We start from the raw sequence: 25,319 nt of genomic DNA on the forward strand, positions 1-25,319 counted from the left end.
CAGCGGCCTCAGGATCGACCGATAATCCAGGGGTTTCCCTGTTTGCAAGGGGTGCCCACCACCGGTACACGAGGAACCGACCATGCCGCTGACCCTGTATTTCCATCCGCTGTCGTCGTTCTGCCACAAGGTGCTGATCGCGCTGTACGAATACGGCATCGACGTCGAAAAGCGCATCATCGATCTTTCTGACGAGGCCGACCGGGCCGAGCTGCGAAGCCTGTGGCCGATCGGCAAGTTCCCGGTCATCCGCGATCACGACCGGCAGCGCGACGTGCCGGAATCCAGTGTCATCATCGAGTACCTGGACCACTTCCATGGCGGCCGGCAGCGGCTGATTCCCGGCGATTGGGACAGTGCCCTGGAGGTCCGGCTGTGGGATCGTTTTTTCGACCTCCATGTCCAGGGGCCGCTGCAACAGATAGTCGCCGACCGCCTGCACGGCACCCACGCCGACCTGGCACCACAACGCACCGCGCTGCTGACCGCCTACCACCTGCTCGAACAGCACATGGCCTCGAGAATCTGGGCGGCCGGCGCCGACTTCAGCCTGGCCGACTGCGCCGCCACCCCAGCCCTGTTCTACGCCAGTACGCTGGTGGCCTTTCCCGACGACCATCGTCACCTGGGCGCCTATTTCGAGCGGCTGGTCCAGCGGCCGTCCGTCCAGCGGGTGATCGCCGAAGCCAAGCCCTACTTCGCCTGGTATCCGTTTGCCGAGGCGATCCCGCAGCGGTTTCGCTAGCGGTCGGGCCAGAGCATGACAGATGCGCCCAGGCGGGCGGGTGCAGAAGTATTGTGCGCAAAGCCGGACGCGCCTCAGGCCTGATGGCTGAGTGGTACCTGGAAGAGCAAGAAAAGAAGAGTAAGGAAAATGGCAGGGGCGGCTGGATTCGAACCAACGCATGGCAGGATCAAAACCTGCTGCCTTACCGCTTGGCGACGCCCCTGTATCGACCGTTGCTTGCGTTTACCGCCAGCCCGGGGAGGGCTGCTGCAAGAACGGGCGGAAATTTATCAACTTTTCTGCCGTCTGGGAAGTGATAAATGCACAAATTTGTTGTGAAAACAGCTACTTACTTTTTTAACCCAGGACCGAGTGGCCAACCACCGCGCGCCAAGCGGGCTTTGCCCGGGGCCGCGCCGGCCGCCAACCCCCCGTTCTACAAGGGCGGCGCAACCTTTAGCGGCGCCCGTGCCACGACTTGGTGCAAAATACCCCGTTCAGGTTGTAGCCCAGCCCTGTCGCGTCATGCCGTGCAACGAGAACCGATATGAAAACCCATTTTGAGATCCGCGATGTGCCCCAATCCGCTATCCCGCGTGATGGCCACCTTCACCCCCTCCCCCATCAGCAGCCGGCGGTAGCAGCATGATCGAAGTCACCGAGGTTTCCATTGCCCAACTGCGGGCCGCGCTCGAAGCCGGCCAGACCACGGCGGTCGAACTGGTCCGGGCCTATCTCGCCCGGATCGACGCCTACGACGGCCCCGACACCCCCACCGCCCTCAATGCCGTCGTCGTGCGCAATCCCGAGGCGCTCGAAGAAGCCCGGGCTTCCGATGCCCGCCGGGCCCGAGGTGAGACCCTGGGGCCGCTGGACGGCATTCCCTACACCGCCAAGGACAGCTACCTGGTCAAGGGCCTCACCGCCGCCTCCGGCAGCCCGGCCTTCGCCAACCTGATCGCCTATCGCGACGCCTTCACCATCGAACGGCTGCGTGCTGCCGGCGCCATCTGCCTGGGCAAGACCAATATGCCGCCTATGGCCAACGGCGGCATGCAGCGCGGGGTCTATGGCCGCGCGGAAAGCCCCTACAACGCCGACTACCTCACCGCGCCCTTCGCCTCGGGCTCGTCCAACGGCGCGGGTACCGCCACCGCCGCCAGCTTCGCCGCCTTCGGCCTGGCGGAGGAAACCTGGTCCAGCGGCCGCGGCCCGGCCTCGAACAACGGCTTGTGCGCCTACACGCCGTCGCGCGGGGTGATCTCGGTGCGCGGCAACTGGCCGCTGACTCCGACCATGGACGTGGTGGTGCCCTACGCCCGCACCATGGCCGACCTGCTCGAAGTGCTGGACGTCGTAGTCGCGCAAGACCCGGACACCCGCGGCGACCTGTGGCGCCTGCAACCCTGGGTGCCGATCCCCAGCGTGGCCTCGGTGCGCCCGGCCTCCTACCCGGCACTGGCCGCCAATGCCGCGGCACTGGCCGGCAAGCGTTTCGGCGTACCGCGCATGTACATCAACGCCGACCCCGAGGCGGGCACCAGCGAAGCGCCGGGCATCGGCGGGCCGACCGGCCAGCGCATCGACACCCGGGCCTCGGTGATCGCGCTCTGGCAGCAGGCGCGCCAGGCCCTCGAAGCCGCGGGCGCCGAAGTGCTCGAGGTGGACTTCCCGCTGGTGTCCAATTGCGAGGGCGATCGCCCGGGGGCGCCAACGGTGTTCAACCGCGGCCTGGTGTCCAAGGAGTTCCTGCACCATGAGCTGTGGGACCTGACGGCCTGGGCCTTCGACGACTTCCTGCAGGCCAACGGCGATCCGAAGCTCCATCGCCTGGTCGACGTGAACGGACCGCTGATCTTCCCGCACGACCCGGGCACCCTGCCCAACCGCGAAGGCGACCTGGCCGCCGGCATGGACGAATACGTGAAGATGGCCGAGCGCGGCATCACCCCCTGGGACCGGATCGACACCGTGCCGGACGGGCTGCGTGGCCTGGAGCAAACCCGCAAGATCGACCTGGAAGACTGGATGGATCGCCTGGGCCTCGACGCGGTGCTGTTCCCGACCGTGGCCGACGTCGGCCCGGCCAATGCCGATGTCGACCCGGCCTCCGCGGACATTGCCTGGAGCAACGGCATCTGGGTCGCCAACGGCAACCTCGCCATCCGCCACCTGGGCGTGCCCACGGTCACCGTGCCAATGGGGGTCATGGCGGACATCGGCATGCCCATCGGCCTGACCTTCGCCGGCCGCGCCTACGACGACTCGTCCCTACTGCGCCTGGCCGCGGCCTACGAGTCCACCGGCAGCAAGCGCCTGATCCCGCCGCGCACCCCGGCCCTGGGCGGCCAGCAGGTGAGCGCTCAATAACGCCAACGGCGGCAAGTGCCGCCTCCCCGTCCTCAGCTGAAGACGATGGCTGCCAAATGGCCGCCATCGCCCTGCGCCATGGGCCGCGGCTAAACTAAGCAGGTCACAGGCAAAACGCTTCAAGCTTCTAGCAGCAGGGGAAACAAGATGACCGCAAACACCGCGCGCCCATACTCGTCATGGGCCCTGCTCACCCTGCTCGCCATGGGCCTGGCGCTGACGGCGGGCTGTTCCAGCAAAGCCTCCAAGGCTCGCTACCTGGCCGCGAACGCCGGCTCCAACTGCTACGCCAAAGCCTTGCCCTCGGTCGGCGAAGGCGGCCTGGCCTGGGGCTCCACCCTGAGCATCGCGCGCCAGAAATCCATGGACAACTGCATCCGCTACGCCGGCCGCTCCGGCGGCACGCCAAGCACCTGCCAGGTGGTATTGGCCAAGTGCAAGAACTGAGGCGGCCCCGCATCCCCGCGGCACGGCCTTGAGACAGGATCGCAATCGACCTGTCGCCCGAAGCGCATTCGCCAGCTGTCCTCCTGTCGATTTCCCGACCGCCCGTTCGACTATCCATCAGAAAATGAATCTGCGAGCCCCGCTCGCAGGCATCCCTGTACGAACCCTTGACCCGAACGAACCAGGAGAGACCCCATGCGCCCACTTATCGTTGCCGCGTTCATCAGTCTGGATGGCGTGATTCAGGCCCCCGGCGGGCCCGGGGAAGACACCAGCGGCGGTTTCCGCTTCGGTGGCTGGCTGGTGCCCTACGCCGACGAGGTGTTCGGCCAGGTCATGCAGGCGCTGTTCGCGCAGCCCTTCGAGCTGCTGCTGGGGCGTCGCACCTACGACATCTTCGCCGGGTATTGGCCGCACATTGAGGCCGACTCCGGCAATGGCGCCATTGCCGAAGTGTTCAACCGCGTGCCCAAGCATGTGGCCACCCATCATCCCGAGACGCTGGATTGGCATAACAGCCATGGGCTGCCGGGCAATCTGGCCGACGCCATACGCACCCTCAAGCAGCAGGACGGCGCCCCGCTGCTGACCCAGGGCAGCGGCGAGCTGGTGCGCCAGCTGCTGGCCGCCGGGTTGGTGGACGAACTGCGGCTGATGATCCACCCGGTGCTGCTCGGCCATGGCAAGCGCCTGTTCGACGGCGCGGCGCAGCCGTCGGCCTTCACCCTGACGGACTGCACCACCAGCACCAGCGGCGTGCTGCTCACCCGTTATGTGCGAGCCGGGCAGGTGCGCACGGGCAGCTTCGACGAGGCCTAGCCGCCAAGCCCTTTGCCTCGCCGTGGACGACACCTCGGCGAGATAACCCTGCGCGAAGCCCAAGCAGGTTCGCACTAGGGCCACCGGCAGATAACCGTGATCCGAGCCGATATCGTCCAGCCGCGCGTGGACAATGCCCGTTGATTCAACTGCAGCCCCTTCCCGCCACGAACGTCCGGCACCTGTGGCCGGCTCGGGCCGCGATTCTGTCGGTCAATGCCGGGCATTTCAAATTGATGCGGGGCCGGAGCCGCAAATTCGCACCCCCGTGGAGAGCGCCGGTCATTGCGCTCGTGCGCGACTTCGGAACAATATATACACCGTATATTTATAAGGAGCCCGCCCATGATCACCGCTCATGTCTTCATCGCCACCAGCCTGGACGGATTTATCGCGCGCCCGGATGGCGGCATCGACTGGCTGCCGCTGGAACCGGTCGAGGATTTCGGCTATGACGATTTCATCGCGGGCATCGACATACTCGTGATGGGGCGAGGAACCTACGAGAAAGTCGTGACCTTCGAATCCTGGCTCTACGACATCCCCGTGCTTGTCCTGTCCCGGCAACTGGCCGGAACCCCGGTGCCCGAGGCACTGCAAGGCAAGGTCCGGTTCGCGGCACTCACGCCCAAGCAAGCGATGGAAGAGCTGGGCCAGCAGAACGTCCGCCGGGTCTATGTCGATGGCGGGCAAGTGATCCAGTCGTTCCTGCGTGAAGGGTTGATCGAGGACCTGGTCATCACCTCGATCCCGGTCCTGCTCGGCGCAGGCAAACCCTTGTTCGGAACCGTGCCAGCGGACATCCGGCTCAAGCTGGTTGCCAGCCGCGGCTTTGCGGTTTCCGGCGTCGTTCAATCCACCTACCGGGTGCTCCCATGAGCAAGCCCCGCGGGCGGCCGAACCAGGGCCAGGGGATTTGCCAGGCCGATATTCTCGATACAGCGCTCGACCTGCTGGAAGCCGGCGGGAATACCGGACTGACGATGCGCAGCCTGGCATCGCGCCTGGGGGTCACGCCCATGAGCCTCTACAACCATGTGGAGGATCGCGTCGATCTGCTGCGCAAGATCTCGGACCGGGTGTACAGCGACGTCGCGCACGACAACGACCCGGCGGACGACTCACCGGAGCCATTACGCCTGCTGCTGACCCGCTATTTCAGTGCGGTCGCCAGGTACCCGCAACTGACCCTGGCCATCTTCACCGAGCCGCAAGCCTTCGCCGGGGTAACGCGCAAGATTTCCGATCGGCTGACCGAGCTGTTGGAGCCGCTCACCCCCGAGCCGTCCCTGTGGCGGGACATCCTGGTCGACCATGCCCATGGCTGCGGCATTGCGCTGGCGCTGTCCTCGGCCGCTTGCGGGCAGGTGGACAAGGCGTCGCTCCAAGCGCAGTACTCACTGGCACTGGACCGGTTATTGGCCCGGATCCGGAGCGATAAGGTACCGCTGCAGTCCAACGGCTGACGCCGCCGTGGACGACACCTCGGCGAGATAGCCCAGGTAGCCCTGCGTGAAGTCCAGGTAGGCCCGCACGATGGCGGACGGGTGGCGGTGCGACGGGTACAGCAGGTGGATCTGCTGTTCCGGCAGCGGGTGTTCGGGCAGCAGCGCCAGCAGCTTGCCTTCGCGGATCGCGCCGGCCGCCAGGAACGGCGGCAGCTCCGTGACCACATCGCCGGCCAGGGCCCGGCTGCGCAGGTGCAGGTAGTCGTTGGTGGCCAGCAGCGCTTCGGGCTGGAACAGCTCCTCGCCCAGCCGCCATGTCGCATGAACGCCCTGGCACCAGATCGCGCAGGGATAAGCGTGGAGCGCCGCGACGCTGCCCGGTGCGCCCAGCCGCTCTATCAGGGCCGGGCTGGCCACCAGGATGTGGCGGTAGCTCAGCATGCGGCGTGCGACCATGCTCTCGTGGGTGATGGCGCCGACCCGCAGCGCCACATCCACCCCGTCCTCGATCAGGTCGATGCGCCGCTCGGTGGTGTAGACGCAGACCTGGATCTGCGGGTAGCTGCGCTGGAACGCCGCCAGGACTTCCCACCAGGGCTCGAACGACGGCGGCAAGGACAGCCGCAAGCGCCCTTTGAGCTGCGCCTGATCGCTGATCACCGCCTGCTCGCCCTCGATCAGCGCCTCGATGCCACGGCTGGCGTGTTCGTACAGGCGCGCCCCGGAATCGGTGAGCCGGGTGCCGCGCACCGATCGCTCCAGCAGTTGCACCTTCAACTGCTGCTCCAGCTCGCGGATGCGCCGGCTCAGGGTCGGCAGCGGGATGTCCAGGCGCTCGGCCGCGGCCGACAGGCTGCCGGCCTGAGCCACGCTGACAAACATGCGCACCGCATTGAAGTCCATGGATCACCCCTCTCAATTTTGAGAGCCAGCTTATCTTTCCCGTGGATTATCTTCCATATTCGATTGGTGGATAGTGGCCTCACTGCCTGGCAAACGCTCCTCAACCCACCCGCCACGCACCTGAGGAAATGACCATGAAAGCCTATGTGATCGAACACCCCGGTGATGCCCAAGCCCTGCAACTGCGGGATGTCCCGTCCCCCGAACCCAAGCCGGACGAAGTGCAGATCCGTGTCCGGGCGTTCGGCCTGAACCGCGCGGAAACCTACCTGCGTGCCGGCAAGATGGGTGAAATCACCGCGCCACGGGTTCCCGGCATCGAGGCCGTGGGCGAAGTCATCCATGACCCGGCCGGCATCTTCCACATCGGCCAGCGCGTGGCCACCGCCATGGGCGGCATGCAGTTCGGCCGCAACGGCAGCTATGCCGAACAGGTCACCGTGCTGCGTGACAACGTGATCGCCCTGGACGGCACCTCGCTCTCCTGGGAAGAACTGGCCGCGCTGCCGGAGGCCTACCTGACGACCTGGGGCGCGCTGGACAAGAGCCTGGCCATCCAACCGGGCCAGACCCTGCTGGTTCGCGGCGGCACTTCTTCGGTGGGCCTGGCCGCCATCGCCTATGCCAAGGCCCGTGGCTTGAGCGTGATCGCGACCACCCGCAGCGCCGCCAACAGCCAGCGCCTGCTGGAGGTGGGCGCGGATCAGGTGGTGATCGACAGCGGCGAGATCGCCCAGCGCATTCGCGAAATCGTCCCCGCGGGCGTCGATGCGGCCCTGGAAGTGGTCGGCGCGCCCACCCTGCGCGACACCCTCAAGACCGTGCGCCCCTTCGGCGCAGTCAGTGTTATCGGCCTGCTCGGCGGCGCGCCGGTGCTGGAGCAGCTGCACCTGATGCAGGACCTGCCCGGCGCCGTACGCCTGAACTTCTTCCCCAGCGGTTTGCTGGGAACGGCGGCCATGCCCTTGAAGGACTCACCGCTGCCGTGGATCGCCGAGCAGGTCGCCGCCCGGCGCATGCCCTCGATCCGCGCCCGCACCTTCGCCTTCGACGAAGTCCGCCAGGCCCACCGCCTGATGGAAAGCGATCGCGCCCTGGGCAAGCTGGTCGTCCTGCTCTGACCCCCACCAGCCTTCAGGAGTATCGCCATGCGCAACACAGTGATCGCCCTGGTCCTCGGCGCCCTGGTCCTGCCCTTGACGGCCCAGGCCGCCACCCCGGCCTCCAGGGAGGCGGTGCAGGCCGAGGTCACCCAGCAACTCAAGCGCTATGAGGCCGCGCTCAACGCATCCGATGTCGACCAGGTCATGACCCTGTACGCCAAGGATGCAGTGTTCATGCCCCAGCACAGCCAGCCAGTGGTCGGCCGTGACGCGGTGCGCGCGGCCTATTGCCGGATCTTCGGCCAGATCAAACTCGACATCGGTTTCACCGTCGACGAGATCCAGCCGCTGGCGCCTGACTGGGCCTTTGCCCGCACCCGCTCCCAGGGCACGGTCAAGGTCCTGGCCGGCAACCAACAGGCTCGCCCCGAAGGCAACCAGGAGGTGTTCCTGCTGCACCGGGAAAGCGATGGTCAATGGCGCTTTGCACGCTACATCTTCTCCACCACCCAGCCTCCCGCTGCGCCGTGAGCGTCCCGCGTGAAAAACGACACCCTGGCCGAAAGGTCCAGGGTGTTTTTTTGCGGGCGCGGTCAGCGCCCCTCGGCATCGGAGTTCAGATAAAGATCGTGCCCCGCAGGTACAGCGCGCCCTGGCCGCTGATCAGTACCCGGCCGTTGTCCAGCACCTCGCACCACAACTGGCCCTTGCGCGCCCCGCCCTGCTCGGCGCTCAGCCGGGTTTTGCCCAGGCGCGCGGCCCAGTACGGCGCCAGGGAGGTGTGGGCCGAGCCGGTGACCGGGTCTTCGTTGACCCCGACGTTGGGGCCGAACCAGCGGGAAACGAAATCGAACTGCCGGCCCGGCGCGGTAACGGCGATGCCGCGCACATCGAAGCGGGCCAACGCCGCGAAGTCGGGCTTGAGGCGGGCGATCGTCGCTTCGTCCTCGACCACCAGCAGGTAGTCGTCGGTGCGGTACAGGGCTTCGGCGCGTGGCAGGCCGAGGGCTTGCAACAGGCCGGGCGGAATGTCCACGGCCACGGGCTGTTTGGCCGGGAAGTCCATGGACAGGCGCTGGCCGTCGCGGCGCACCCGCAATTCGCCGCTGCGGGTGCGAAAGCGCAGCAGTTCGCTGGGCTCGTTCAGTTGCTCGAACAGCACCCAGGCCGCCGCCAGGGTGGCGTGGCCGCACAGGTCCACTTCCACGGTCGGGGTGAACCAGCGCAATTCGAACAGCTCACCGTTGCGCACGAAGTAGGCGGTTTCCGACAGGTTGTTCTCTTCAGCGATACGCTGCAGCGTGGCGTCGGGCAACCAGGCGTCCAGGGGGCAAACCGCCGCCGGGTTGCCGCCGAAAGGCGTGGCGGAAAACGCGTCCACCTGAAAGATTTCGAGCTGCATCGGGTTCACTCCTGGTTGGATTGTTGTGGGGGGGTGGGGTCGGTGGCCCGGATCTGGTCCAGGTAGTTGTAGATGGTGTAGCGGGTGACGCCCAGGGCCGCGGCGGCCTTCTCGATGCCGCCCTTGACGATGAACAGCCCGCGGTCCTGCATCCGCCGCACGGCCTCGAGCTTCTGGGGCTTCTTCATCAGCGCGGTACCGCCGGGGCAGGCACCCTGAATGATCTCGGCCATCAACTGCTCCATGTCCTGGGGCTCGTCGCCGCGCGGCTCGGGGGCGGCGCCCAGCCCCAGCAGTTCCCCCAGGCAGGCGTGGGCGGCGGCGATGCCGCTGAGGTCGGCGTTGGTGCACAGGGTGGCGAAGGGCTCGCCGCGGCTGTCGCGGTACACCACCGTCGAGCTGCGCAGCGGACGACCGTCGGGCGCGCGGGTCGGGTAGTTCTCCACCACCAGCGGCTCGCTGCCGGAACGGTCTTCCATGGCCCGGCGCACGGCGATGAACCCCAGGTCCTCCCGCGGCCCGCCCAGCACCGGGCTACCGACCCGGCGCCCGGTGACGTGGCCATTGACGATGGCGACGATGGAGGACTCGGGGCGGCTCAGGTCATGCAGGACGATTTCGGTATGCCGACCGACCACGCTGCCGAGCATGTTCAGGGTGCTGTGCAGCACCTTGAACACCAGTTGGCGTTCGGTGGCGCATTCGGTTGGCAAGCGGAGGTCGGGCGGGCTCATAGGGGTTCACGCAAAAGGAATCCGGGGAAAATATCAACATAACGTTTAATATTCAACTGTATGTTGATATTCGGCGATTCCTGCTACCAGCAGCGCCCTCAAGCATGCTCCACAGTCGCCAGCAACCACTCCTTGAACGCCAGCATCGCCGGGCTCTGCGCCCGGGATTGCAGGCGGGTCAGCCAGTAGCGGCCGGTGGTGATGCTCACCGCGAACGGCTGCACGATGCTACCGGCCTGCAACTGCCGCTCGAACATCAGCGGCGGCGCCAGGGCCACGCCCAGGCCTTGCTGCGCGGCTTCCATCATGCCCAGGGACGAGTCGAAGACGATGCTGCGCGTCGGCAGGCTGCTGGCCGGCAGGCCGGCGGCGCTGAACCACTCCGGCCACTCATCGGTGCGATAGGAGCGCAGCAGGGTCTGGCCCAGCAGGTCGGCGGGGCCGTTCAGCTGCCGCGCCAGCTCCGGTACGCAGAGCACCGACAGCGGCGCTTCCAGCAACGGCACGGCGTCGGTGCCGTGCCAGGCCCCGCTGCCGAAACGGATGGCATAGTCCAGGCCTTCGGCGGCGACATCGACCCGGTTGTTATGGGTCGACAGGCGCAGGTCGATAAACGGATGACGGGCCTGGAAGTCCTCCAGGCGCGGCAGCAGCCAGCCGACGGCGAAGGTGCCGACGGCGCCCACGCTGAGCATTTCCCGGTAGTGCCCGCCCTCGAAGCGGCCAAGGGTTTCGGCGATACGGTCGAAGCATTCGCACAGCACCGGCAGCAGGGTCTCGCCCTCGCTGGTGAGCATCAACCCCCGGGGCAAGCGCTTGAACAGGGTGACGTTGAGCTGGGCCTCGAGGCTCTTCACCTGATGGCTGACCGCGGCCTGGGTCACGCACAGCTCGATGGCGGCGCGGGTAAAACTCAGGTGCCGCGCCGAGGCTTCGAAGGCCCGCAGGGCATTCAGCGGCAAATGGGGTCGGATCATGACACTCCCTAGTTTTTCTAATGGCTCCTGCGAAATATCGTCGTTTGTCGATCCTTCGCCGGCCGCCTACATTGAGCCCCTCGCCGCGCCGTGCTGCAGTACCGCAAGCACGGGCGCCGGCAACAGCCGCCTGGAACGCAGTGGCTATCCTCTCCACGAAATCATGGAATGTCGCCTCATCATGCACAACAAAAACTTGACCCTTCCCGGGTTTATCACCGCCTCCCTGCTGATCTTCACGGCCACCAACAGCCTCGCCGCCAGCCAGCCGGACAGCACCTTGAAGCCGCTGGTCGACGCCGCGATCCGCCCGCTGATGCAGCAACAGGACATCGCCGGCATGGCGGTGGCCATCACCCTCAAGGGCCAGCCCCATTACTTCAACTACGGCCTGGCTTCCAAGGAGGAGCAGAAAGCCGTCGACCAGGACACGCTGTTCGAGATCGGTTCGGTGAGCAAGACCTTCACCGCGACCCTGGCGGCCTACGCCCAGGCCAGCGGCAAGCTGTCCCTGGACGCCCCGGCCAGCCGCTACCTGCCGGCACTGCAGGGCAGCGCCTTCGATCACATCAGTGTGCTGCAGTTGGCCACCTACAGCGCCGGCGGCCTGCCGCTGCAGTTCCCGGAGCAATGGGACAGCCAGGACAAGATGCTCGGCTATTACCAGCAGTGGAAACCGGCCTATGCCCCCGGCGCCCAGCGCCTGTACTCGAACCCGAGTATCGGCCTGTCCGGCTACCTGGCCGCGCAAAGCCTGGGGCAGCCGTTTAACCAGTTGATGGAGCAGCGCCTGTTCCCGCAGTTCGGCCTCAAGCACACCTATCTCCAGGTCCCGGCCGCGCAAATGGGCAATTACGCCCAGGGCTACGGCAAGGACGGCAAGCCGGTGCGGCTCGGCCCCGGCGCCCTGGACGCCGAAGCCTACGGGGTGAAGACCAGCGCGGCCGACCTGCTGCGTTTCGTCGAAGCCAACCTCAAGCCCGAGTCGCTGCCGCAGCCTTGGCAGCAGGCAATCGCCCTCACCCACACCGGCTATTACCAGGTCGAGGGCATGACCCAGGGCCTGGGCTGGGAGCTGTACCCCTACCCGATCGGCCTGGACGCGCTGCTGGACGGCAACTCGTCGCAGATGGCCTTCGAGCCGCACCCGACCCGCTGGCTGACCCCGCCCCAGGCGCCGCAGGCCAATACCCTGCTGAACAAGACCGGCTCCACCAGCGGCTTCGGCAGCTATGTGCTGTACGTGCCCGGCAAGGACATCGGCCTGGTGCTGCTGGCGAACAAGAACTACCCCAACGCCGAACGGGTGAAGGTCGCCCATGCCTTGCTCGACGCCCTGGATGGGACAGTCGGTACCGACAAGCAACCCTGAGGAAACGGCTGGCCGGGCGCGAGGCTCGCCCGGCCACGATGATCGGCGCTGGATAAAACCGGCGGAACGCGCCATCCTCCGCGTCTTTTCCCGCGCCCCACCTGGGGCGCGTGCTTTTCCAAGGAAGCCGTCCATGCACAATCAGCCACTCAGCGCCGCCGAGTTCGAATTCATCGAAGACACCCTGCTCAAGTACGGCGACGACCACTCCGTGCTCAACCTGGCCGAGCTGGACGGTTTCTGCACCGCCCTGGTCTCCGGCCCGGCCCCGGTGGATATCACCGAATGGTTCCCGGCCATCTGGGGCGGGCAGAACCCGGACTGGCAGAGCCCGGACGAATGCAAACGCTTTATCGAGCTGAGCGTGCGCCACCTGAACGCCATCGCCAGCGCGCTGGCCAGCGACCCGGCGAGCTTCCAGCCGCGCTTCGAAGAGACCGAGCATCAGGACCAGCCGCTGACGCTGGCGGAGGAATGGTGCTTCGGTTACATCCGCGCCATGGCCGTGAGCAACTGGCCCGAACTGCCCGCCGCCCAGGGCGCCCAGTTGCAAACCATCATCACCTGCGCCGAACAGGACAACTTCGAACTGCCGGCCGACCTCGATCGTGCGCAACACCAACAAAACGTCGCCAATGTCGAACAGGCCGCGCGGGCGCTGCATGATTATTGGGTAGCACAACGTTGATACAGGGGTTGGGGGGCAGGCCGAGGCCTGCTCTCTCGGTTCTCGACCGCATAAACGCCGAGATAAGAAGACGGCAACTAAGAGCTCACTTACATTAAGGGCCAGCGCCTGATCACCATCACGGCCACAGACTCCATAACAAGTACCACCAAAAGACCACCCATAATGTAGTGCGAAACAATCAATCTTCTTTTAAGCGGTTGAGGAAAGTTGTTTATCTCATCGGCATCCAACAGCCCTCTTCTGATGAAAAATCCCGGAAAAGCCAGGTAGCCCGCCACTACCCCCACCATCATGATCCGGCCCCACGTCCCCATATGCAGATAAAACCTGTTGCCGGTTATCATCTGGCAATTCTTAACATATCCGAGCATTTCACTTATACGGGTATACCCCCAATACAGATAAACACCGATCATGGCGAACATACCGATAAACGTTATTCCAATAAAAATACCCAACACGATATGAGCCGCCGTGATTACCATATCGTTCCTCCTTCAAACCCCACCGTCTGGCACACCGGGCACCAGACCGGATCGGCAATGCGGGCGACCCGTTGATTCACGACAAAGCTGGTGCTTGACCCAGCAATGACCTTGCCGCCGGTTGTGGTGGGGTCGCCTTCTCTGATGACAAAGGCCATGGCGTACGTTCCTGGTGAGGGATGGGCCCTCGAACCTAACGACACGCATCAGACGACTGAATCAGGCGATCCTGAAAAAAACGGCGCCTTCGAACCGCCCATAAATAACGATGCAGGACGCTTGTGCAAATCAGGATCAGGGCGCGACTAGCCCTACACAATTTGCAGAAAGCGCTGACTAGTTCGCGCCGGAGCCTGCGCCTTATAGTCCTGGCTCGCCCATCGAGGCGACCGGGTTTGGCGACCTGGCTATCCATCGACAAGCCGTCATGCTTGCAATCGTTGCCGTCGAGACTTTATGTTCGCGGCGATCTTTCATGGCGGCTGTGCGCGGGAGATCTTCTGATCTGCCGATTTGTGGATGGTCGGTTCGCCAACCTGCGTACAGCTGCCACCTTTCGTTTGGCGACGACAGGCAGCTCCTCTCATCTGCAAAGGAGTCATCCCATGAACTCGCAATACATTCCCATCACCGGCATCGACTGCACCATCCCCTGCCTGCTGATCGACAAAAACACACCACTCGACGTCCTCCACGCCCACAGTAGCGCCCGCCTGCTGGCCGTCACCCAGGTGCTGGAAAGTCTTTCCCGTCTTGAACTGAAAGACGCCGACGGCACCGACCTGCAACACCTGGCCCGCGCCAGCGCCATCCTCCTGCGCGACAGCTGCGACCTGCTCGACGTCATGGGCTGGCGCCTGCAGGCCTGATGCCTTCTGGAAGCACTGCGCAAAACCTGTAGCCGCTGCCGAGCCTGCGAGGCTGCGCTCGACTGCGAAGCAGTCGCAAAGCCTGACGGCGCAATCCATCTGGAAAATTGCGTCGCCTGCCTGGCGAGCGCTGCGCGCTCGTTCGCAGCCTCGCGGGCTCGGCAGCGGCTACAGGGGTCGGTATTGGATCGCGGGGAACGCTGCAAAGACGTAAAAGCCTCCCGAAGGAGGCTTTTTGGCGGACCCGCGAGCCGCGGTTCAGAACGCCAGTTTGTAGCCGATGGAAAACAGCATCACCGCCAGGAACGGCCGCAGCAGTTCGTCCGAGACGCGGCCGGTCATGTGGCTGCCGAGCCAGATCCCCGGCAGCGAGCCCATCAGTAGAAAGCCCAGCAGCTGCCAGTCCATGTTGCCCATGCTGGCATGGCCCAGGCCGGCGACCAGGGTCAGCGGCACGGCGTGGGCGATTTCAGTGCCCACCAGGCGCTTGGTGGCCAGGAACGGATAGAGGATGAACAGCGCCACGGTGCCCAGGGCCCCGGCGCCGATGGAGGTCAGGGCGACCATGGTGCCCAGGATCAGCCCGGTGACCACCGTCAGCGCGTTGAGGTTGGAGTCCTTGAGGTGGTAGTGGTCGCCGGCATGCTTCTGGGCGAAGGCCAGCAGCTTTTTCTTGAACAGGATTGCCAGCGCGGTGAGCAGCAGGACAAAACCCAGTGCCTGCTTGATTACGCTGTTCAGCGCTTGCGGATCGGTGTCCAGGCTCTTGAGAAACCACAGGGTCAGGAGCACTGCCGGAACGCTGCCCAGGGTCAGCCAGCCGGTGATCCTCCAGTCGATGTTGCGGTTTTTCTGATGGACCAGCACCCCGCCGGATTTGGTGATGGCGGCGTACAGCAGGTCGGTGCCGACAGCGGTCGCCGGATTGATGCCGAACCACAGCAGGATCGGGGTCATCAGCGAACCGCCGCCGACCCCCGTCATACCGACAATGAAACCCACCACCAGGCCCGCGATTACAAAACCGAAATTACCCACATCCATCAATAAGCCCTACGCATCAACCGCGGCCAGGTGAAAAAACTGGCGGCAGCATAGCGCTAATGCTTATGTCCATTTATATGAATAAAATCTAACGTTATAACTCCATGGCGCTTATCAATGTGCTCGGCGCATGCCGATCCTTGATTTCATGCACCCGGCACATGCCAGCACCGCGTCGAAGACGGCCCGGTCGCCGGTCATTTTTTTACTGCAATCCGCTTTACCGCCTCGATCCAGTCCGGGTTCAGGCGATTCTGCTCAGTGTCCATACCCAGGGCTTCCATGCGTTCCTTGTGCCGGTCGATCTCGTGCACCGCCTGGCTCAAAGCGCTGGAGTTGGCATCCAGCTGATGCATCTGGGTCAGGCCCAGGTGATAGAAGCGCAGCAGTTTCATCGCCGTCGGGTCCCCGGCCTCGACGCCGGCGGTGACGTGGTGCATGACGTTGGTCACGCTCATCAGGCTGCGCTTGAGCTGCCAGCCATAGACCGCCGCGGCCATCCACGGTTGCGACCAGAAGCGCAGCCGCATCAACGCGATGCTCAGCAGCAGGCCGGCCAGTACGCCCGCGACATTCAGGCGGAAGTTGTCGCCGCCCGGCGTGCCGAACAGCAGCACCGCGGCGCTGGACAGCAGCATGGCCAGCGACAGAAAGATCAGGGCGATGTACAGGGTGCTGCGGCGGGTCTGCTGACGAAAACTCTCAGGGCTCTGCGGCTGGATCTCGAACATGGTCACGACGCTTGGGTGGCGGACAGGTCGGCCATTATCACCTCTCCGACGCCCGGAGATGGCGAATAAATCCGCGCTGCGACAATCCACCTCGCCATTGCTGGCGCCACCCGCAGCGCTGCGGGTGGCCTGGTACTTCGCCCCTCTCAGATCGCGCGGATATCGATCTCGTAATCGCAGCGACTGCTTTCATCCAGGTACTTGAGCTGCTGGCTGATGGCGTACAGCTCGGTCAGCCCCAGCTCGTCGCGCAATCCGGTGAAAAAGTCGCCATTCACCGGCCATTGCAGGTACTGGTCGATGCCCAGGGCGTGGGTGATGCGGTGGTAGCGGTCGACGCCGGTCATGCGGATGCGAGCATGCCCGGCGTCGAATTGCAGGATCTCGAAACGGAATTCCGGGTTGGAGGTGAAGATCGCCGCGAGCACCAGCGTGGTGATGCCCCGGGCATTGCGCTCCAGCTCGGGTTTCCTAGCCATGTGGCGCTGCGCCAGGCTTTTGCCATGCTGGTAGAAGGTCCGGCTGGACAGCTCCTGCATGCGCTCCAGGCCAAACAGCTCGCCGGCCTGCTTGAGCATCTGGCCGTAAAAGGACGCGGTGATATTGGATTGCGTCTGGGTCAGCTCCAGCAGCGAGTCGGGGTAGAAGTCGTGGACCAGCGTCTGCCAGTCCATGTACGGGTGATAGACGTCCTGCGCCCTGAAAAATACCGATTGCCTGAAGATGTCAGGCAGCTCCCGATTGAGTGAACTCATGGCGTATCGCTCCTTGAAGATGAATATCCCTGTTGCCGCACTTCCGTTACTGGCGCTGGACCGGCCCCGCCCGGGGCCGGCCCGCGTTCGTCAAGCTGTCCCGCCCTTGGCCTGCTGTTCCAGGTGCAATTGCAGCTCGGGGTCGATCTGCAGGGCCGCGGCCAACTCGTCCAGGTAATTGCGTTCAGCGTCCTGTTGATCGTCCACCAGCATCACGCTGGCCAGGTACATTTCCGCCGCCATGCCCGGCTCGCCCGCGGCCGATTGGGCCACGTCGGCGGCGTCCAGCGGACGCGCGACTTCGTCGTCGAGCCATTGCTGCAATTGCGGGTCATCGGTGTGACGGCCGATCTCGGCGCTGATCAGTTGTTTTTCCTGTTCGTCGATACGGCCATCGGCCTTGGCCGCGGCGATCAGGGCACGCAGGATCGCATGGCTGTGTTCTTCGGCTTCCGGGCCGGCCAACTGGTCGACGGTACGCACCGCCTGTGGCGCGGCCGACTGCTGCTGTTGCCAGGCCTGATAAGCCTGGAACGCCATCATCCCCAGGGACGCCAGCGCCGCGTAGTTCGTGCCACCGCCGGAGCGGCCCTGAAGCCCCCCACCGGAAAGCGCGCCGCCCAGGCCACCGCCTCCCAGCAAGCCGCCGAGCAGACCGCCGAGGCCGCCGCCCAGACCACCCGCGCCACCGCCGCCACTGTTGCCGCCAAGCAGGCCACCGAGCAAGCCGCCCAGGCCGTCCTGCGGCGCTGAAGCCCCGCCACCCTGCTGCGTCATCGAGGCCTGGCCGGCGCGCAGCAACTGTTCAAGCAAATCACTGGTGTTCATGGCATTGCTCTCTTCGGGCAGTTATTCAGATTCCCAACAATAGTCTTCGCCACGGATTGCGCCAACTGCTGGCACCGGTGCCACGGTCGCTCTTTTTAGCGCCCGGCCCACCAGCTGACGACCGGCGCAAGAATTGAATTGCCAGGAAATATTACATACATCATATTACACAAATAATATTCAGCTCCAGGTGCCCCGCCATGACCAGCCTGTCCACCCTCGCCCCCTCCGCAGTCACTGCCACCCAGGTATCGGACAAACCGCCTGTGCTCAAGCGCCTGGCCTTCACCACCCTGGCGGTGGCAGCGCTGGTCGCCCTGGCGTTCTACGGCCTGCACTGGTGGACCAGCGGGCGCTTTATCGAAAAGACCGACGACGCCTATATAGGGGGCGATGTAACCGTGGTCGGGCCCAAGGTGGCCGGCTACATCGAGCAGGTGCTGGTCAGCGATAACCAGCGGGTCAAGGCCGGCGACCTGCTGATCCGCCTCGACTCGCGGGACTACCGCGCCAGCCTGGCCAAGGCCGAAGGCGCGGTGGCCGCCGCGCAGGCGCTGCTGGCCAACCTGGATGCCACCGAACAGTTGCAGCAGGCGGTGATCAGCCAGGCCCGCGCCGGGATCGACGCCACCGCCGCGGAAATGAACCGCTCTCGCGATGACAACGCCCGCTACAAGCGTCTCGTGGGCAGTTCGGCGGTATCGGTGGAAAGCGCGCAGCGGGCCGAGGCCGGCTTCAAGACCGCCCAGGCCCTCAACACCCGGGCCCAGGCCGAGCTGCTGGCGACCCAACGCCAGTTGCAGGTGATCGCCACCCAGAAGCTGCAAGCCAAGGCCGCCCTCCTCCAGGCCAGCGCCGAACGCGACCTGGCGCAGCTGAACCTGGGCTACACCGAGATCCGCGCGCCCATGGACGGGGTGATCGGCAACCGCCGGGCGCGCAATGGCGCCTACACCACGGCCGGCGCCCAGCTGCTGTCGCTGGTGCCCGCCAGCGGCCTGTGGGTGGACGCCAACTTCAAGGAAGACCAGCTGCAACACATGAGTCCGGGCCAGCGCGTGGTGATTCGCGCCGACGTGCTGCCCGGCCGGGAATTCCATGGCCACCTGGACAGCCTGGCGCCGGCCACCGGCGCCCAGTTCAGCGTGCTGCCGCCGGAAAACGCCACCGGCAACTTCACCAAGATCGTCCAGCGGGTGCCGGTGCGGGTCATCCTCGATCCCCAGGATGCCCTGCTCGGCCAACTGCGCCCCGGCCTCTCGGTAACGGCCGCGGTGGACACCCAGGCCCCAGCGGCAGCCGCCGCGCCCGCCGTGGCCAGCGCGCCATGAGCCGAGCCCTCGCCGCTGCAGCCCAGCCCTTCGATGCGGCCAGCATGACCACGGCGGCCAAGGTCTTTGCCTTCGCCACTCTGTGTATGGGCATGTTCATCGCCCTGCTGGATATCCAGATCGTCTCGGCGTCCCTGCGCGACATCGGCGGCGGGCTGTCGGCCGGCACCGACGAAACCGCCTGGGTGCAGACCAGCTACCTGATCGCCGAAATCATCGTTATCCCGCTGTCGGGCTGGCTGTCGCGAGTGTTCTCCACGCGCTGGCTGTTCTGCGTCTCGGCGGTGGGCTTCACCCTGGCCAGCCTGCTGTGCGGCGCGGCCTGGAACATCCAGAGCATGATTCTGTTTCGGGCGCTGCAGGGGTTTCTCGGCGGCTCGATGATCCCGCTGGTATTCACCACCGCGTTCTTTTTCTTCACCGGCAAACAGCGGGTGATCGCCGCGGCGACCATCGGCGCCGTCGCGTCCCTGGCACCGACCCTGGGGCCGGTGATCGGCGGCTGGATCACCGAAGTGTCGAGCTGGCACTGGCTGTTCTACATCAACCTGCTGCCGGGGATTTTCGTCGCCGTGGCGGTGCCGCTGCTGGTGAAGATCGACCACCCGGACCTGGGCCTGCTCAAAGGCGCCGACTACCTGAGCATGCTGTTGCTCGCGCTGTTTCTCGGCTGCCTGGAATACACCCTGGAAGAAGGCCCGCGCTGGAACTGGTTCAGCGACCAGACCATCCTCAGCACCGCCTGGATTTCCGGGCTGGCCGGCCTGGCCTTTATCGGCCGGACCCTGCACGTGGCCAACCCGATCGTCGACCTGCGCGCCCTCAAGGACCGCAACTTCGCCCTCGGCTGCTTCTTTTCCTTCGTCACCGGCATCGGCCTGTTCGCCACCATCTACCTGACGCCGCTGTTTCTCGGCCGGGTGCGCGGCTACAGCGCCCTGGAGATCGGCATGGCGGTGTTTTCCACCGGGGTGTTCCAGATTCTCGCGATCCCGCTCTATGCGTTTTTCGCCAACCGCATCGACCTGCGCTGGATCATGATGGCGGGCCTGGCGCTGTTCGCGGTGTCGATGTGGGATTTCAGCCCGATCACCCATGACTGGGGGGCCAACGAACTGCTGCTGCCCCAAGCCTTGCGCGGCATCGCCCAGCAACTGGCGGTGCCGCCGGCGGTGACCCTGACCCTGGGAGGGCTGGCGCCGGCTCGGCTCAAGCATGCCTCGGGGCTGTTCAACCTGATGCGCAACCTGGGCGGCGCCATCGGCATCGCCGCCTGCGCGACCATCCTCAACGACCGCACCAACCTGCACTTCACCCGCCTGGCCGAACACCTCAACAGCAGCAACGAGGCGCTCACCCAGTGGCTGGCCCGGGTGGGCGGCAACTTCGCGGCGCTGGGCCAGGGCGCTGACGAAAGCGTCACCGCCAGCCTGCGCCAGCTGTGGCAACTGACGTATCGCGAGGCGCAGACCCAGACCTACGGCGATGCGTTCCTGATGATCATGGTCTGCTTCATCGTCGCCACGGCGCTGGTACCCCTGATGCGCAAGGTCACCCCGCCGGCGGCGCCGTCAGCCGACGGTCATTGAGCCTGGGGGCATCAGGCCTGGGGCATTTTGCGGAAGCCCACCGCCAGGCGGTTCCAGCTGTTGATGGTGGCAATCGCCACGCTCAGGTCGACCTGCTCGCTGGGGCTGAACTGGCTGCTCAGCAGCTCGTAGTCGGCATCCGGCGCGTGGGTTTCGCTGACCCGGGTCAGGGCTTCGGTCCAGGCCAGGGCGGCCCGCTCGCGATCGGTGAAGAACGGCGTTTCGCGCCAGACCGAGACCGCGTACAGGCGGCGTTCGGTTTCCCCGCCCTTGCGCGCGTCGGCGGTGTGCATGTCGACGCAGAAGGCACACCCGTTGATCTGCGAGGCCCGCAGTTTCACCAGCTCGATCAGGGATTTTTCCAGGGGCAGTTTCGAGACCGCGGTTTCCAGGGCGATCATGGCCTTGAGGGCGTCCGGCGAGGCGGTGTAGAAGTCGATGCGTGGTTGCATGGTAATAGCTCCAGATCAAGTGAATGTGGAGCTACGTTAAGCCCGGGCAGGCTCCCTACCAATAACCAATTCCGGCTAAGACCAGGTGACCAATCGCCCCGCCTCTCCCCTGTAGGAGCGAAGCTTGCTCGCGATCCGCGCAGCGGCCATTCATTGCGGTGCCTGGGCTGACGCTATCGCGCGCAAGCTGCGCTCCTACAAGGTCGAGTGACAGTTATTCAGGTGTGGCGGCGCAGCCACTGCATGAAGCCTTTTTTCGGCGCCGGCCGCGGGGCTTCCTGGGTCAGGGCCTGGGCCAGATGCTCGCGGAAATCCAGCAGGTTCTTCATCGCCTCGTTGATGTCGCGCCGGGCATCCAGGCAAGGCTTGAGGTATTCGTTGTCGATGCAGTACAGGGTGCAGGAGGTCTTGGCCGAGAAGTCGGCCCGGGTCGCTTCTTCGGAGACCACCCCCGCCTCGCCCAGCACTTCCCCCGGCCCCATGCGCCCGCCTTCGAACTGCTTGCCATCGCGAACCAGGCTCACCGAGACCACGCCCGACTCGATGATGAACAGGTGGTCGCTGACCTGCCCCGCCGCCAGAATCGTCTCGCCGGCGCGGAAGGTCTGCAGGGTCATGTTCTGGCTGAAGGTATCCTTCTCTTCCTGGCGCAGGGTGGAGAAGAGGCTCGAGCTGTCGAGCAGCTTGCGCGCCCGCGACAGGTCGGCCGGCACGCTGCTTTCGCCGCTGGACAACAGGCTGACGCCGGACGCCTGCAGGTGCCGGAAGGCCAGGTCGAACAGCTGGTTGCGCACTTCGCGCTTCTTGCCCATGGACGCCACGAAACCGCTGATCTCGTATTCCGCCCCGGTGTTGCCCGAGCTTTTCAGGGTCACGCTGGGGGCCGGGGTCGTGAGCAGGAAACGGCAACCGAGCACGGCCCGCTCCAGCGCCTCGATCACCGTCTGCGGCCGGGCATGGGGGCTGACCTGGACGCTGATGGACAGCCCGTGCATGTCGGCGGGACGGCTGAAGTTGATGATCTTGGCCTTGGCCGCCATGGAGTTGGGAATCACTGCCGTGCTGCCCAGGGAGGTCTGCAACCTTGTGGCGCGCCAGTCGATATCGATGACCCGGCCTTCGGTGCCGTCGATGGAGATCCAGTCATCGAGCTGATAGGGCTTGGTGGTGTTCAGCACGATGCCGGAGAACACGTCGCTGAGGGTACTTTGCAGGGCCAGGCCGACGATGATCGCCACCGCGCCAGAGGTGGCCAGTACGCCCTTGACCGGCAGCTCCAGCACATAGGCCATGGCGGCGATGACGGCGATCAGGAAAATCACCGCGCCCATCAGGTCCTGCAGCAGCCGCCCGGTATGCCCCACCCGTTGCATCATCAGGGTGCCGAGCAGCACCGTCAGGGTCCGCGCGCCGAACAACCACCAGGCGATCTGCAGCCCCGTGGCCGCCAGGTGCATCGGCACGTCTTCCGGCCAGGGCGCCGCCTGCATCGGGTTCAGGCCCTGGTTGAACAGCAGCACGCTGTACAGGCTGAAGATCAGCACCCGCACCGCCAGCTTCCAGTAGCCGAGCCGCGCGCCGATCAGGCGCCACAGCAGCATGTCCAGCAGGATCAGGACCAGCGCGGCAAGCAGCGGGTGGTCGGCGAACATCATCGGCATCGGGCAACTCCAGCACAGTCAGAGGCGCGACAATCGCACAGAAGCAACGTTGCAGGTATAGCCGGAAAATAAAAAACAGGGGCCTCGTGGGAGGCCCCTGTGTGGACAGCAATGCCCCCTGTAGCCGCTGCCGAGCCCGCGAGGCTGCGATCGACCCCGCAGGGGGCGCAGGATCTTGAGATCGCTCAAGGACCTGCGGCCCTATTGCAGCCTGCGGCAGGTCATTTGCCCTGGGTCAGGGTGGTGTAGCTGGTGATCAGGTTGCGGTAGTCCGGGATGTGGTTGGAGAACAAGGTGCCGAGGCCCTCGATGTCGTTGCGCCAGTCGCGGTGCAGCTCGCAGGCCAGGCCGAACCAGGTCATCAGTTGGGCGCCGGCGGCGGACATGCGGTTCCAGGCCGAATCCCGGGTCAGCTCGTTGAAAGTGCCGGAGGCGTCGGTCACCACGAACACCTCGAAACCTTCATCCAGGGCCGACAGCGCCGGGAAGGCCACGCAGACCTCGGTCACCACGCCGGCGATGATCAGTTGCTGCTTGCCGGTGGCCTTGACCGCCTTGACGAAGTCCTCGTTGTCCCAGGCGTTGATCTGGCCTGGGCGGGCGATGTACGGCGCGTCCGGGAACAGCGCCTTGAGTTCGGGCACCAGCGGACCGTTGGGGCCGGTTTCGAAACTGGTGGTGAGGAGGGTCGGCAGCTGGAAGTACTTGGCCAGGTCGGCCAGGGCCAGCACGTTGTTCTTGAACCGGTCCGGCTCGATATCACGCACCAGGGACAGCAAGCCGGCCTGGTGGTCGACCAGCAGTACGGCGGCGTTGTTCTTGTCGAGACGCTTGTAGGCGGTAGTCATGGGGTCGTCCTCGCTTCTGATGGGCGCCGAATGCAATCGGCGCCGGGGTTGCTCGCTCAGCGCTGGGAATCCAGAACTTCGTGTTCGTTCGCCACTTGCTGGGCCTTGAGATAGCTCTCGATCAGCAGTTGGTAGTGCGGCATGGCCTGGGCGTAGACAGCGGCCCACTGCTCGGCGTCCGGGCGGTTCCACGAACCCTGCAGTTCAGAAAGCGTAGCCATGATGTCGATCGGCACCACCCCGGCCTGGGCCAGGCGGGCGACGGTCAGATCAGTGGCCAGGCGGGAGTGGTTGCCCGAGGCATCGACCACGGCGAACACCTTGTAGCCTTCGTGCACCGCAGCGATCGACGGGAACGCCAGGCACACACTGGTCAGGGTACCGGCGATCACCAGGGTCTTCTTGCCGGTGGCCTTGACCGCCGCGCGGAACTCGGGGTTGTCCCAGGCGTTGATTTCACCTTTGCGCGCCACGTACTGGGCGTGCGGCGCCTCCTGGTGGATTTCCGGGATCAGCGGTCCGTTGGGGCCCTGAGGCACCGACGCAGTGGTGATCACCGGCATCTTCAGCAAGGTGGCCGCTTTCGCCAGGGCGATGGCATTGGCCCGCAGTTGGGGCACGTCCATGTCCTTGACGATCTGGAACAGGCCACTCTGGTGGTCGATCAGCAGCATCGCCGCATCGTTGGGATCGATAATCGGTTTCAGGCCGTTGAAGTTGGCCGCATTGACGGTATTCATGAGCACTTCCTCTCTTTATTCAAGGCAACAGCCATCCCTGGCCCTAAAACCGGCCTACGTGTCCTGTGCAGGTCGGAAAGCGGGGGTCAGTCGGGCATCTGGCCGAAGCGACCGGACTGGAAGTCGACGAATGCCTGGTGGATCTGTTCTTCGCTGTTCATCACGAACGGGCCGTGGCCGACAATGGGCTCATCGATGGGTTCGCCGCTGAGCAGCAGGACCACCGCGTCGTTGTTGGCCTCCAGGCCGATCTGCGCGCCGTCGCGCTCGAACAGAGCCAGCTGTCCTTCGCGCATCAGCTCCTGGCCGTTGACCTGGACCGTGCCGCGCAGTACCACCAGCGCGGTGTTGCGCCCCGGGTGCAGGTCGAGGGTCAGGGGTTTGCCGGCATTGAGCCGCAGGTCCCAGACATCGATCGGGGTGAAGGTCCGGGCCGGGCCCTTCACACCGTCGAACTCGCCGGCGATCAGGCGCAGGGTGCCGGCCTTGCCGGGCAGCGCGATGGGCGGGATATCACCGTCGACGATGGTCTGGTAACCGGGCGCGGCCATCTTGTCCCGCGCCGGCAGGTTGACCCACAGCTGGACCATTTCCAGGGTGCCGCCGGACCGGGCGAACGCTTCGGAGTGGAACTCCTCGTGGAGGATCCCCGAGGCCGCGGTCATCCATTGCACGTCGCCGGGACCGATCTTGCCGCCGCTGCCGGTGGAGTCGCGGTGTTCCACCTCGCCCTTGTAGACGATGGTCACGGTTTCGAAGCCGCGGTGCGGGTGCTGGCCCACGCCGCGCCGCGCTTGGGTGGGGGTGAACTCGGCGGGACCGGCATGATCGAGCAGCAGGAACGGGCTGATGTGCTTGCCCAGGCTGTCGTAGGAAAACAGCGTGCGAACCGGGAAACCGTCACCCACCCAATGGGCCCTTGGGCTGGTGTAGATACCGATGATGTTTTTCATGCTGTGCCTCCGGAATGGGTGAGTTATTGCGTGGAGACAC

The 25,319-nt window shown here is 65.3% G+C and carries 27 protein-coding genes, 1 tRNA gene and 1 pseudogene; 13 read left to right on the forward strand and 16 right to left on the reverse strand.

All coding sequences use genetic code 11. The features are described 5' to 3' along the window. Positions 1 to 82: 82 nt before the first annotated feature. Positions 83 to 745 (forward strand): glutathione S-transferase family protein, encoded by a 663-nt coding sequence (locus ACQKQA_RS02160; protein ID WP_427553014.1) that lies wholly within the window; start codon positions 83 to 85, stop codon positions 743 to 745. A 130-nt stretch (positions 746 to 875) separates the two neighbouring features. Here the strand turns inward: ACQKQA_RS02160 and ACQKQA_RS02165 are convergent. Beyond that, a tRNA-Gln gene (locus tag ACQKQA_RS02165) sits at positions 876 to 950 on the reverse strand. 422 nt (positions 951 to 1,372) lie between these two features. Between ACQKQA_RS02165 and ACQKQA_RS02170 the strand changes: the two genes are divergently transcribed. The 5 genes from ACQKQA_RS02170 to ACQKQA_RS02190 all read left to right on the forward strand — a co-directional run bounded on the left by ACQKQA_RS02170 (position 1,373) and on the right by ACQKQA_RS02190 (position 5,829). Continuing rightward, a complete protein-coding gene (locus tag ACQKQA_RS02170) occupies positions 1,373 to 3,097 on the forward strand; it encodes an amidase (protein ID WP_427553016.1) in 1,725 nt (574 codons plus the stop codon). Between the two features lie 147 nt (positions 3,098 to 3,244). Further along, the gene (locus ACQKQA_RS02175; RefSeq protein WP_427553018.1) at positions 3,245 to 3,544 is read left to right on the forward strand and encodes a hypothetical protein; all 300 of its coding nucleotides are present in this window, start codon (positions 3,245 to 3,247) and stop codon (positions 3,542 to 3,544) included. A gap of 195 nt (positions 3,545 to 3,739) precedes the next feature. After that, entirely contained in the window at positions 3,740 to 4,363 is a 624-nt protein-coding gene (locus tag ACQKQA_RS02180) for a dihydrofolate reductase family protein (protein WP_427553020.1), read from the forward strand. Positions 4,364 to 4,708: 345 nt separating this feature from the next. Next, positions 4,709 to 5,242, forward strand: coding sequence for a dihydrofolate reductase family protein (locus ACQKQA_RS02185; protein WP_427553022.1), 534 nt, complete (start codon positions 4,709 to 4,711; stop codon positions 5,240 to 5,242). After that, complete coding sequence (locus ACQKQA_RS02190) at positions 5,239 to 5,829, forward strand: TetR/AcrR family transcriptional regulator (protein WP_427553024.1); 591 nt, start codon at positions 5,239 to 5,241, stop codon at positions 5,827 to 5,829. Before ACQKQA_RS02185 ends, ACQKQA_RS02190 begins: the two co-directional genes overlap by 4 nt. Here the strand turns inward: ACQKQA_RS02190 and ACQKQA_RS02195 are convergent. Then, positions 5,779 to 6,714, reverse strand: a complete 936-nt coding sequence (locus tag ACQKQA_RS02195; protein ID WP_427553026.1) for a LysR family transcriptional regulator — start codon at positions 6,712 to 6,714, stop codon at positions 5,779 to 5,781. The two genes, ACQKQA_RS02190 and ACQKQA_RS02195, sit on opposite strands and share 51 nt — an antisense overlap. Positions 6,715 to 6,848: 134 nt before the next feature. On the opposite strand from ACQKQA_RS02195, the gene ACQKQA_RS02200 reads away from it, so the two are divergent. Together ACQKQA_RS02200 and ACQKQA_RS02205 are read left to right on the forward strand one after the other, a co-directional pair. Further along, positions 6,849 to 7,835 carry a zinc-binding dehydrogenase gene (locus tag ACQKQA_RS02200; RefSeq protein ID WP_427553028.1) on the forward strand — a complete coding sequence of 329 codons (987 nt, stop codon included), beginning with the start codon at positions 6,849 to 6,851 and terminating at the stop codon, positions 7,833 to 7,835. 27 nt (positions 7,836 to 7,862) lie between these two features. Further along, a complete protein-coding gene (locus ACQKQA_RS02205) occupies positions 7,863 to 8,348 on the forward strand; it encodes a YybH family protein (protein WP_427553030.1) in 486 nt (161 codons plus the stop codon). A gap of 85 nt (positions 8,349 to 8,433) precedes the next feature. Here the strand turns inward: ACQKQA_RS02205 and ACQKQA_RS02210 are convergent, their stop codons facing one another. The 3 genes from ACQKQA_RS02210 to ACQKQA_RS02220 form a co-directional block, all read right to left on the reverse strand. Next, positions 8,434 to 9,219 (reverse strand): PhzF family phenazine biosynthesis protein, encoded by a 786-nt coding sequence (locus tag ACQKQA_RS02210; RefSeq protein WP_427553033.1) that lies wholly within the window; start codon positions 9,217 to 9,219, stop codon positions 8,434 to 8,436. Between the two features lie 5 nt (positions 9,220 to 9,224). Beyond that, the gene (locus ACQKQA_RS02215; protein ID WP_427553035.1) at positions 9,225 to 9,953 is read right to left on the reverse strand and encodes a helix-turn-helix transcriptional regulator; all 729 of its coding nucleotides are present in this window, start codon (positions 9,951 to 9,953) and stop codon (positions 9,225 to 9,227) included. A gap of 98 nt (positions 9,954 to 10,051) precedes the next feature. Beyond that, on the reverse strand, positions 10,052 to 10,930 hold the full coding sequence (locus ACQKQA_RS02220; RefSeq protein WP_427553038.1) for a LysR family transcriptional regulator: 879 nt from the start codon (positions 10,928 to 10,930) through the stop codon (positions 10,052 to 10,054). A gap of 181 nt (positions 10,931 to 11,111) precedes the next feature. Here ACQKQA_RS02220 and ampC point away from each other — a divergent pair, with 181 nt between their 5' ends. Both ampC and ACQKQA_RS02230 read left to right on the forward strand, forming a co-directional pair. Further along, positions 11,112 to 12,302 carry a class C beta-lactamase gene (gene ampC, locus ACQKQA_RS02225; protein WP_427553040.1) on the forward strand — a complete coding sequence of 397 codons (1,191 nt, stop codon included), beginning with the start codon at positions 11,112 to 11,114 and terminating at the stop codon, positions 12,300 to 12,302. 133 nt (positions 12,303 to 12,435) lie between these two features. Continuing rightward, positions 12,436 to 12,990, forward strand: a complete 555-nt coding sequence (locus ACQKQA_RS02230) for a UPF0149 family protein (protein ID WP_427553042.1) — start codon at positions 12,436 to 12,438, stop codon at positions 12,988 to 12,990. 89 nt (positions 12,991 to 13,079) lie between these two features. On the opposite strand, the gene ACQKQA_RS02235 is transcribed toward ACQKQA_RS02230, so the two are convergent. Next, positions 13,080 to 13,478, reverse strand: coding sequence for a hypothetical protein (locus ACQKQA_RS02235; protein ID WP_427553044.1), 399 nt, complete (start codon positions 13,476 to 13,478; stop codon positions 13,080 to 13,082). Continuing rightward, positions 13,475 to 13,636, reverse strand: a pseudogene (locus tag ACQKQA_RS02240) (PAAR domain-containing protein); the annotation flags it as partial. The gene ACQKQA_RS02235 and the pseudogene ACQKQA_RS02240, both read right to left, overlap by 4 nt. Before the next feature lie 447 nt (positions 13,637 to 14,083). On the opposite strand from ACQKQA_RS02240, the gene ACQKQA_RS02245 reads away from it, so the two are divergent. Further along, positions 14,084 to 14,347 carry a short-chain dehydrogenase gene (locus ACQKQA_RS02245; protein ID WP_427553046.1) on the forward strand — a complete coding sequence of 88 codons (264 nt, stop codon included), beginning with the start codon at positions 14,084 to 14,086 and terminating at the stop codon, positions 14,345 to 14,347. Between the two features lie 258 nt (positions 14,348 to 14,605). Here the strand turns inward: ACQKQA_RS02245 and ACQKQA_RS02250 are convergent, their stop codons facing one another. From ACQKQA_RS02250 to ACQKQA_RS02265, 4 genes are all read right to left on the reverse strand, one after another. Then, complete coding sequence (locus ACQKQA_RS02250) at positions 14,606 to 15,391, reverse strand: sulfite exporter TauE/SafE family protein (RefSeq protein ID WP_427553048.1); 786 nt, start codon at positions 15,389 to 15,391, stop codon at positions 14,606 to 14,608. Positions 15,392 to 15,588: 197 nt separating this feature from the next. Continuing rightward, on the reverse strand, positions 15,589 to 16,122 hold the full coding sequence (locus ACQKQA_RS02255) for a DUF3087 domain-containing protein (protein ID WP_427553050.1): 534 nt from the start codon (positions 16,120 to 16,122) through the stop codon (positions 15,589 to 15,591). A gap of 146 nt (positions 16,123 to 16,268) precedes the next feature. Next, a complete protein-coding gene (locus ACQKQA_RS02260; RefSeq protein ID WP_427553052.1) occupies positions 16,269 to 16,877 on the reverse strand; it encodes a hypothetical protein in 609 nt (202 codons plus the stop codon). Between the two features lie 90 nt (positions 16,878 to 16,967). Further along, positions 16,968 to 17,705: a DUF533 domain-containing protein gene (locus ACQKQA_RS02265; protein ID WP_427553054.1), complete on the reverse strand. Its 738-nt coding sequence runs from the start codon at positions 17,703 to 17,705 to the stop codon at positions 16,968 to 16,970. A gap of 200 nt (positions 17,706 to 17,905) precedes the next feature. Here ACQKQA_RS02265 and ACQKQA_RS02270 point away from each other — a divergent pair, with 200 nt between their 5' ends. Both ACQKQA_RS02270 and ACQKQA_RS02275 read left to right on the forward strand, forming a co-directional pair. Beyond that, positions 17,906 to 19,036, forward strand: coding sequence for an HlyD family secretion protein (locus ACQKQA_RS02270; RefSeq protein WP_427553056.1), 1,131 nt, complete (start codon positions 17,906 to 17,908; stop codon positions 19,034 to 19,036). After that, entirely contained in the window at positions 19,033 to 20,625 is a 1,593-nt protein-coding gene (locus tag ACQKQA_RS02275; RefSeq protein WP_427553058.1) for a DHA2 family efflux MFS transporter permease subunit, read from the forward strand. The genes ACQKQA_RS02270 and ACQKQA_RS02275 overlap by 4 nt, the downstream gene beginning before the upstream one ends. Before the next feature lie 11 nt (positions 20,626 to 20,636). Here the strand turns inward: ACQKQA_RS02275 and ACQKQA_RS02280 are convergent, their stop codons facing one another. The 5 genes from ACQKQA_RS02280 to ACQKQA_RS02300 all read right to left on the reverse strand — a co-directional run bounded on the left by ACQKQA_RS02280 (position 20,637) and on the right by ACQKQA_RS02300 (position 25,279). Next, positions 20,637 to 21,077, reverse strand: coding sequence for a carboxymuconolactone decarboxylase family protein (locus ACQKQA_RS02280; RefSeq protein WP_427553060.1), 441 nt, complete (start codon positions 21,075 to 21,077; stop codon positions 20,637 to 20,639). 218 nt (positions 21,078 to 21,295) lie between these two features. After that, positions 21,296 to 22,738, reverse strand: coding sequence for a mechanosensitive ion channel domain-containing protein (locus ACQKQA_RS02285; RefSeq protein ID WP_427553062.1), 1,443 nt, complete (start codon positions 22,736 to 22,738; stop codon positions 21,296 to 21,298). Positions 22,739 to 22,959: 221 nt separating this feature from the next. Beyond that, entirely contained in the window at positions 22,960 to 23,586 is a 627-nt protein-coding gene (gene ycaC / locus ACQKQA_RS02290) for an isochorismate family cysteine hydrolase YcaC (RefSeq protein WP_427553065.1), read from the reverse strand. A 56-nt stretch (positions 23,587 to 23,642) separates the two neighbouring features. After that, complete coding sequence (locus ACQKQA_RS02295) at positions 23,643 to 24,326, reverse strand: isochorismatase family protein (protein ID WP_427553067.1); 684 nt, start codon at positions 24,324 to 24,326, stop codon at positions 23,643 to 23,645. An 86-nt stretch (positions 24,327 to 24,412) separates the two neighbouring features. Next, the gene (locus ACQKQA_RS02300; protein ID WP_427553069.1) at positions 24,413 to 25,279 is read right to left on the reverse strand and encodes a pirin family protein; all 867 of its coding nucleotides are present in this window, start codon (positions 25,277 to 25,279) and stop codon (positions 24,413 to 24,415) included. Positions 25,280 to 25,319 lie beyond the last annotated feature (40 nt).

It is taken from the genome of Pseudomonas sp. NPDC089530, assembly GCF_050280705.1.
GTDB lineage: Bacteria > Pseudomonadota > Gammaproteobacteria > Pseudomonadales > Pseudomonadaceae > Aquipseudomonas.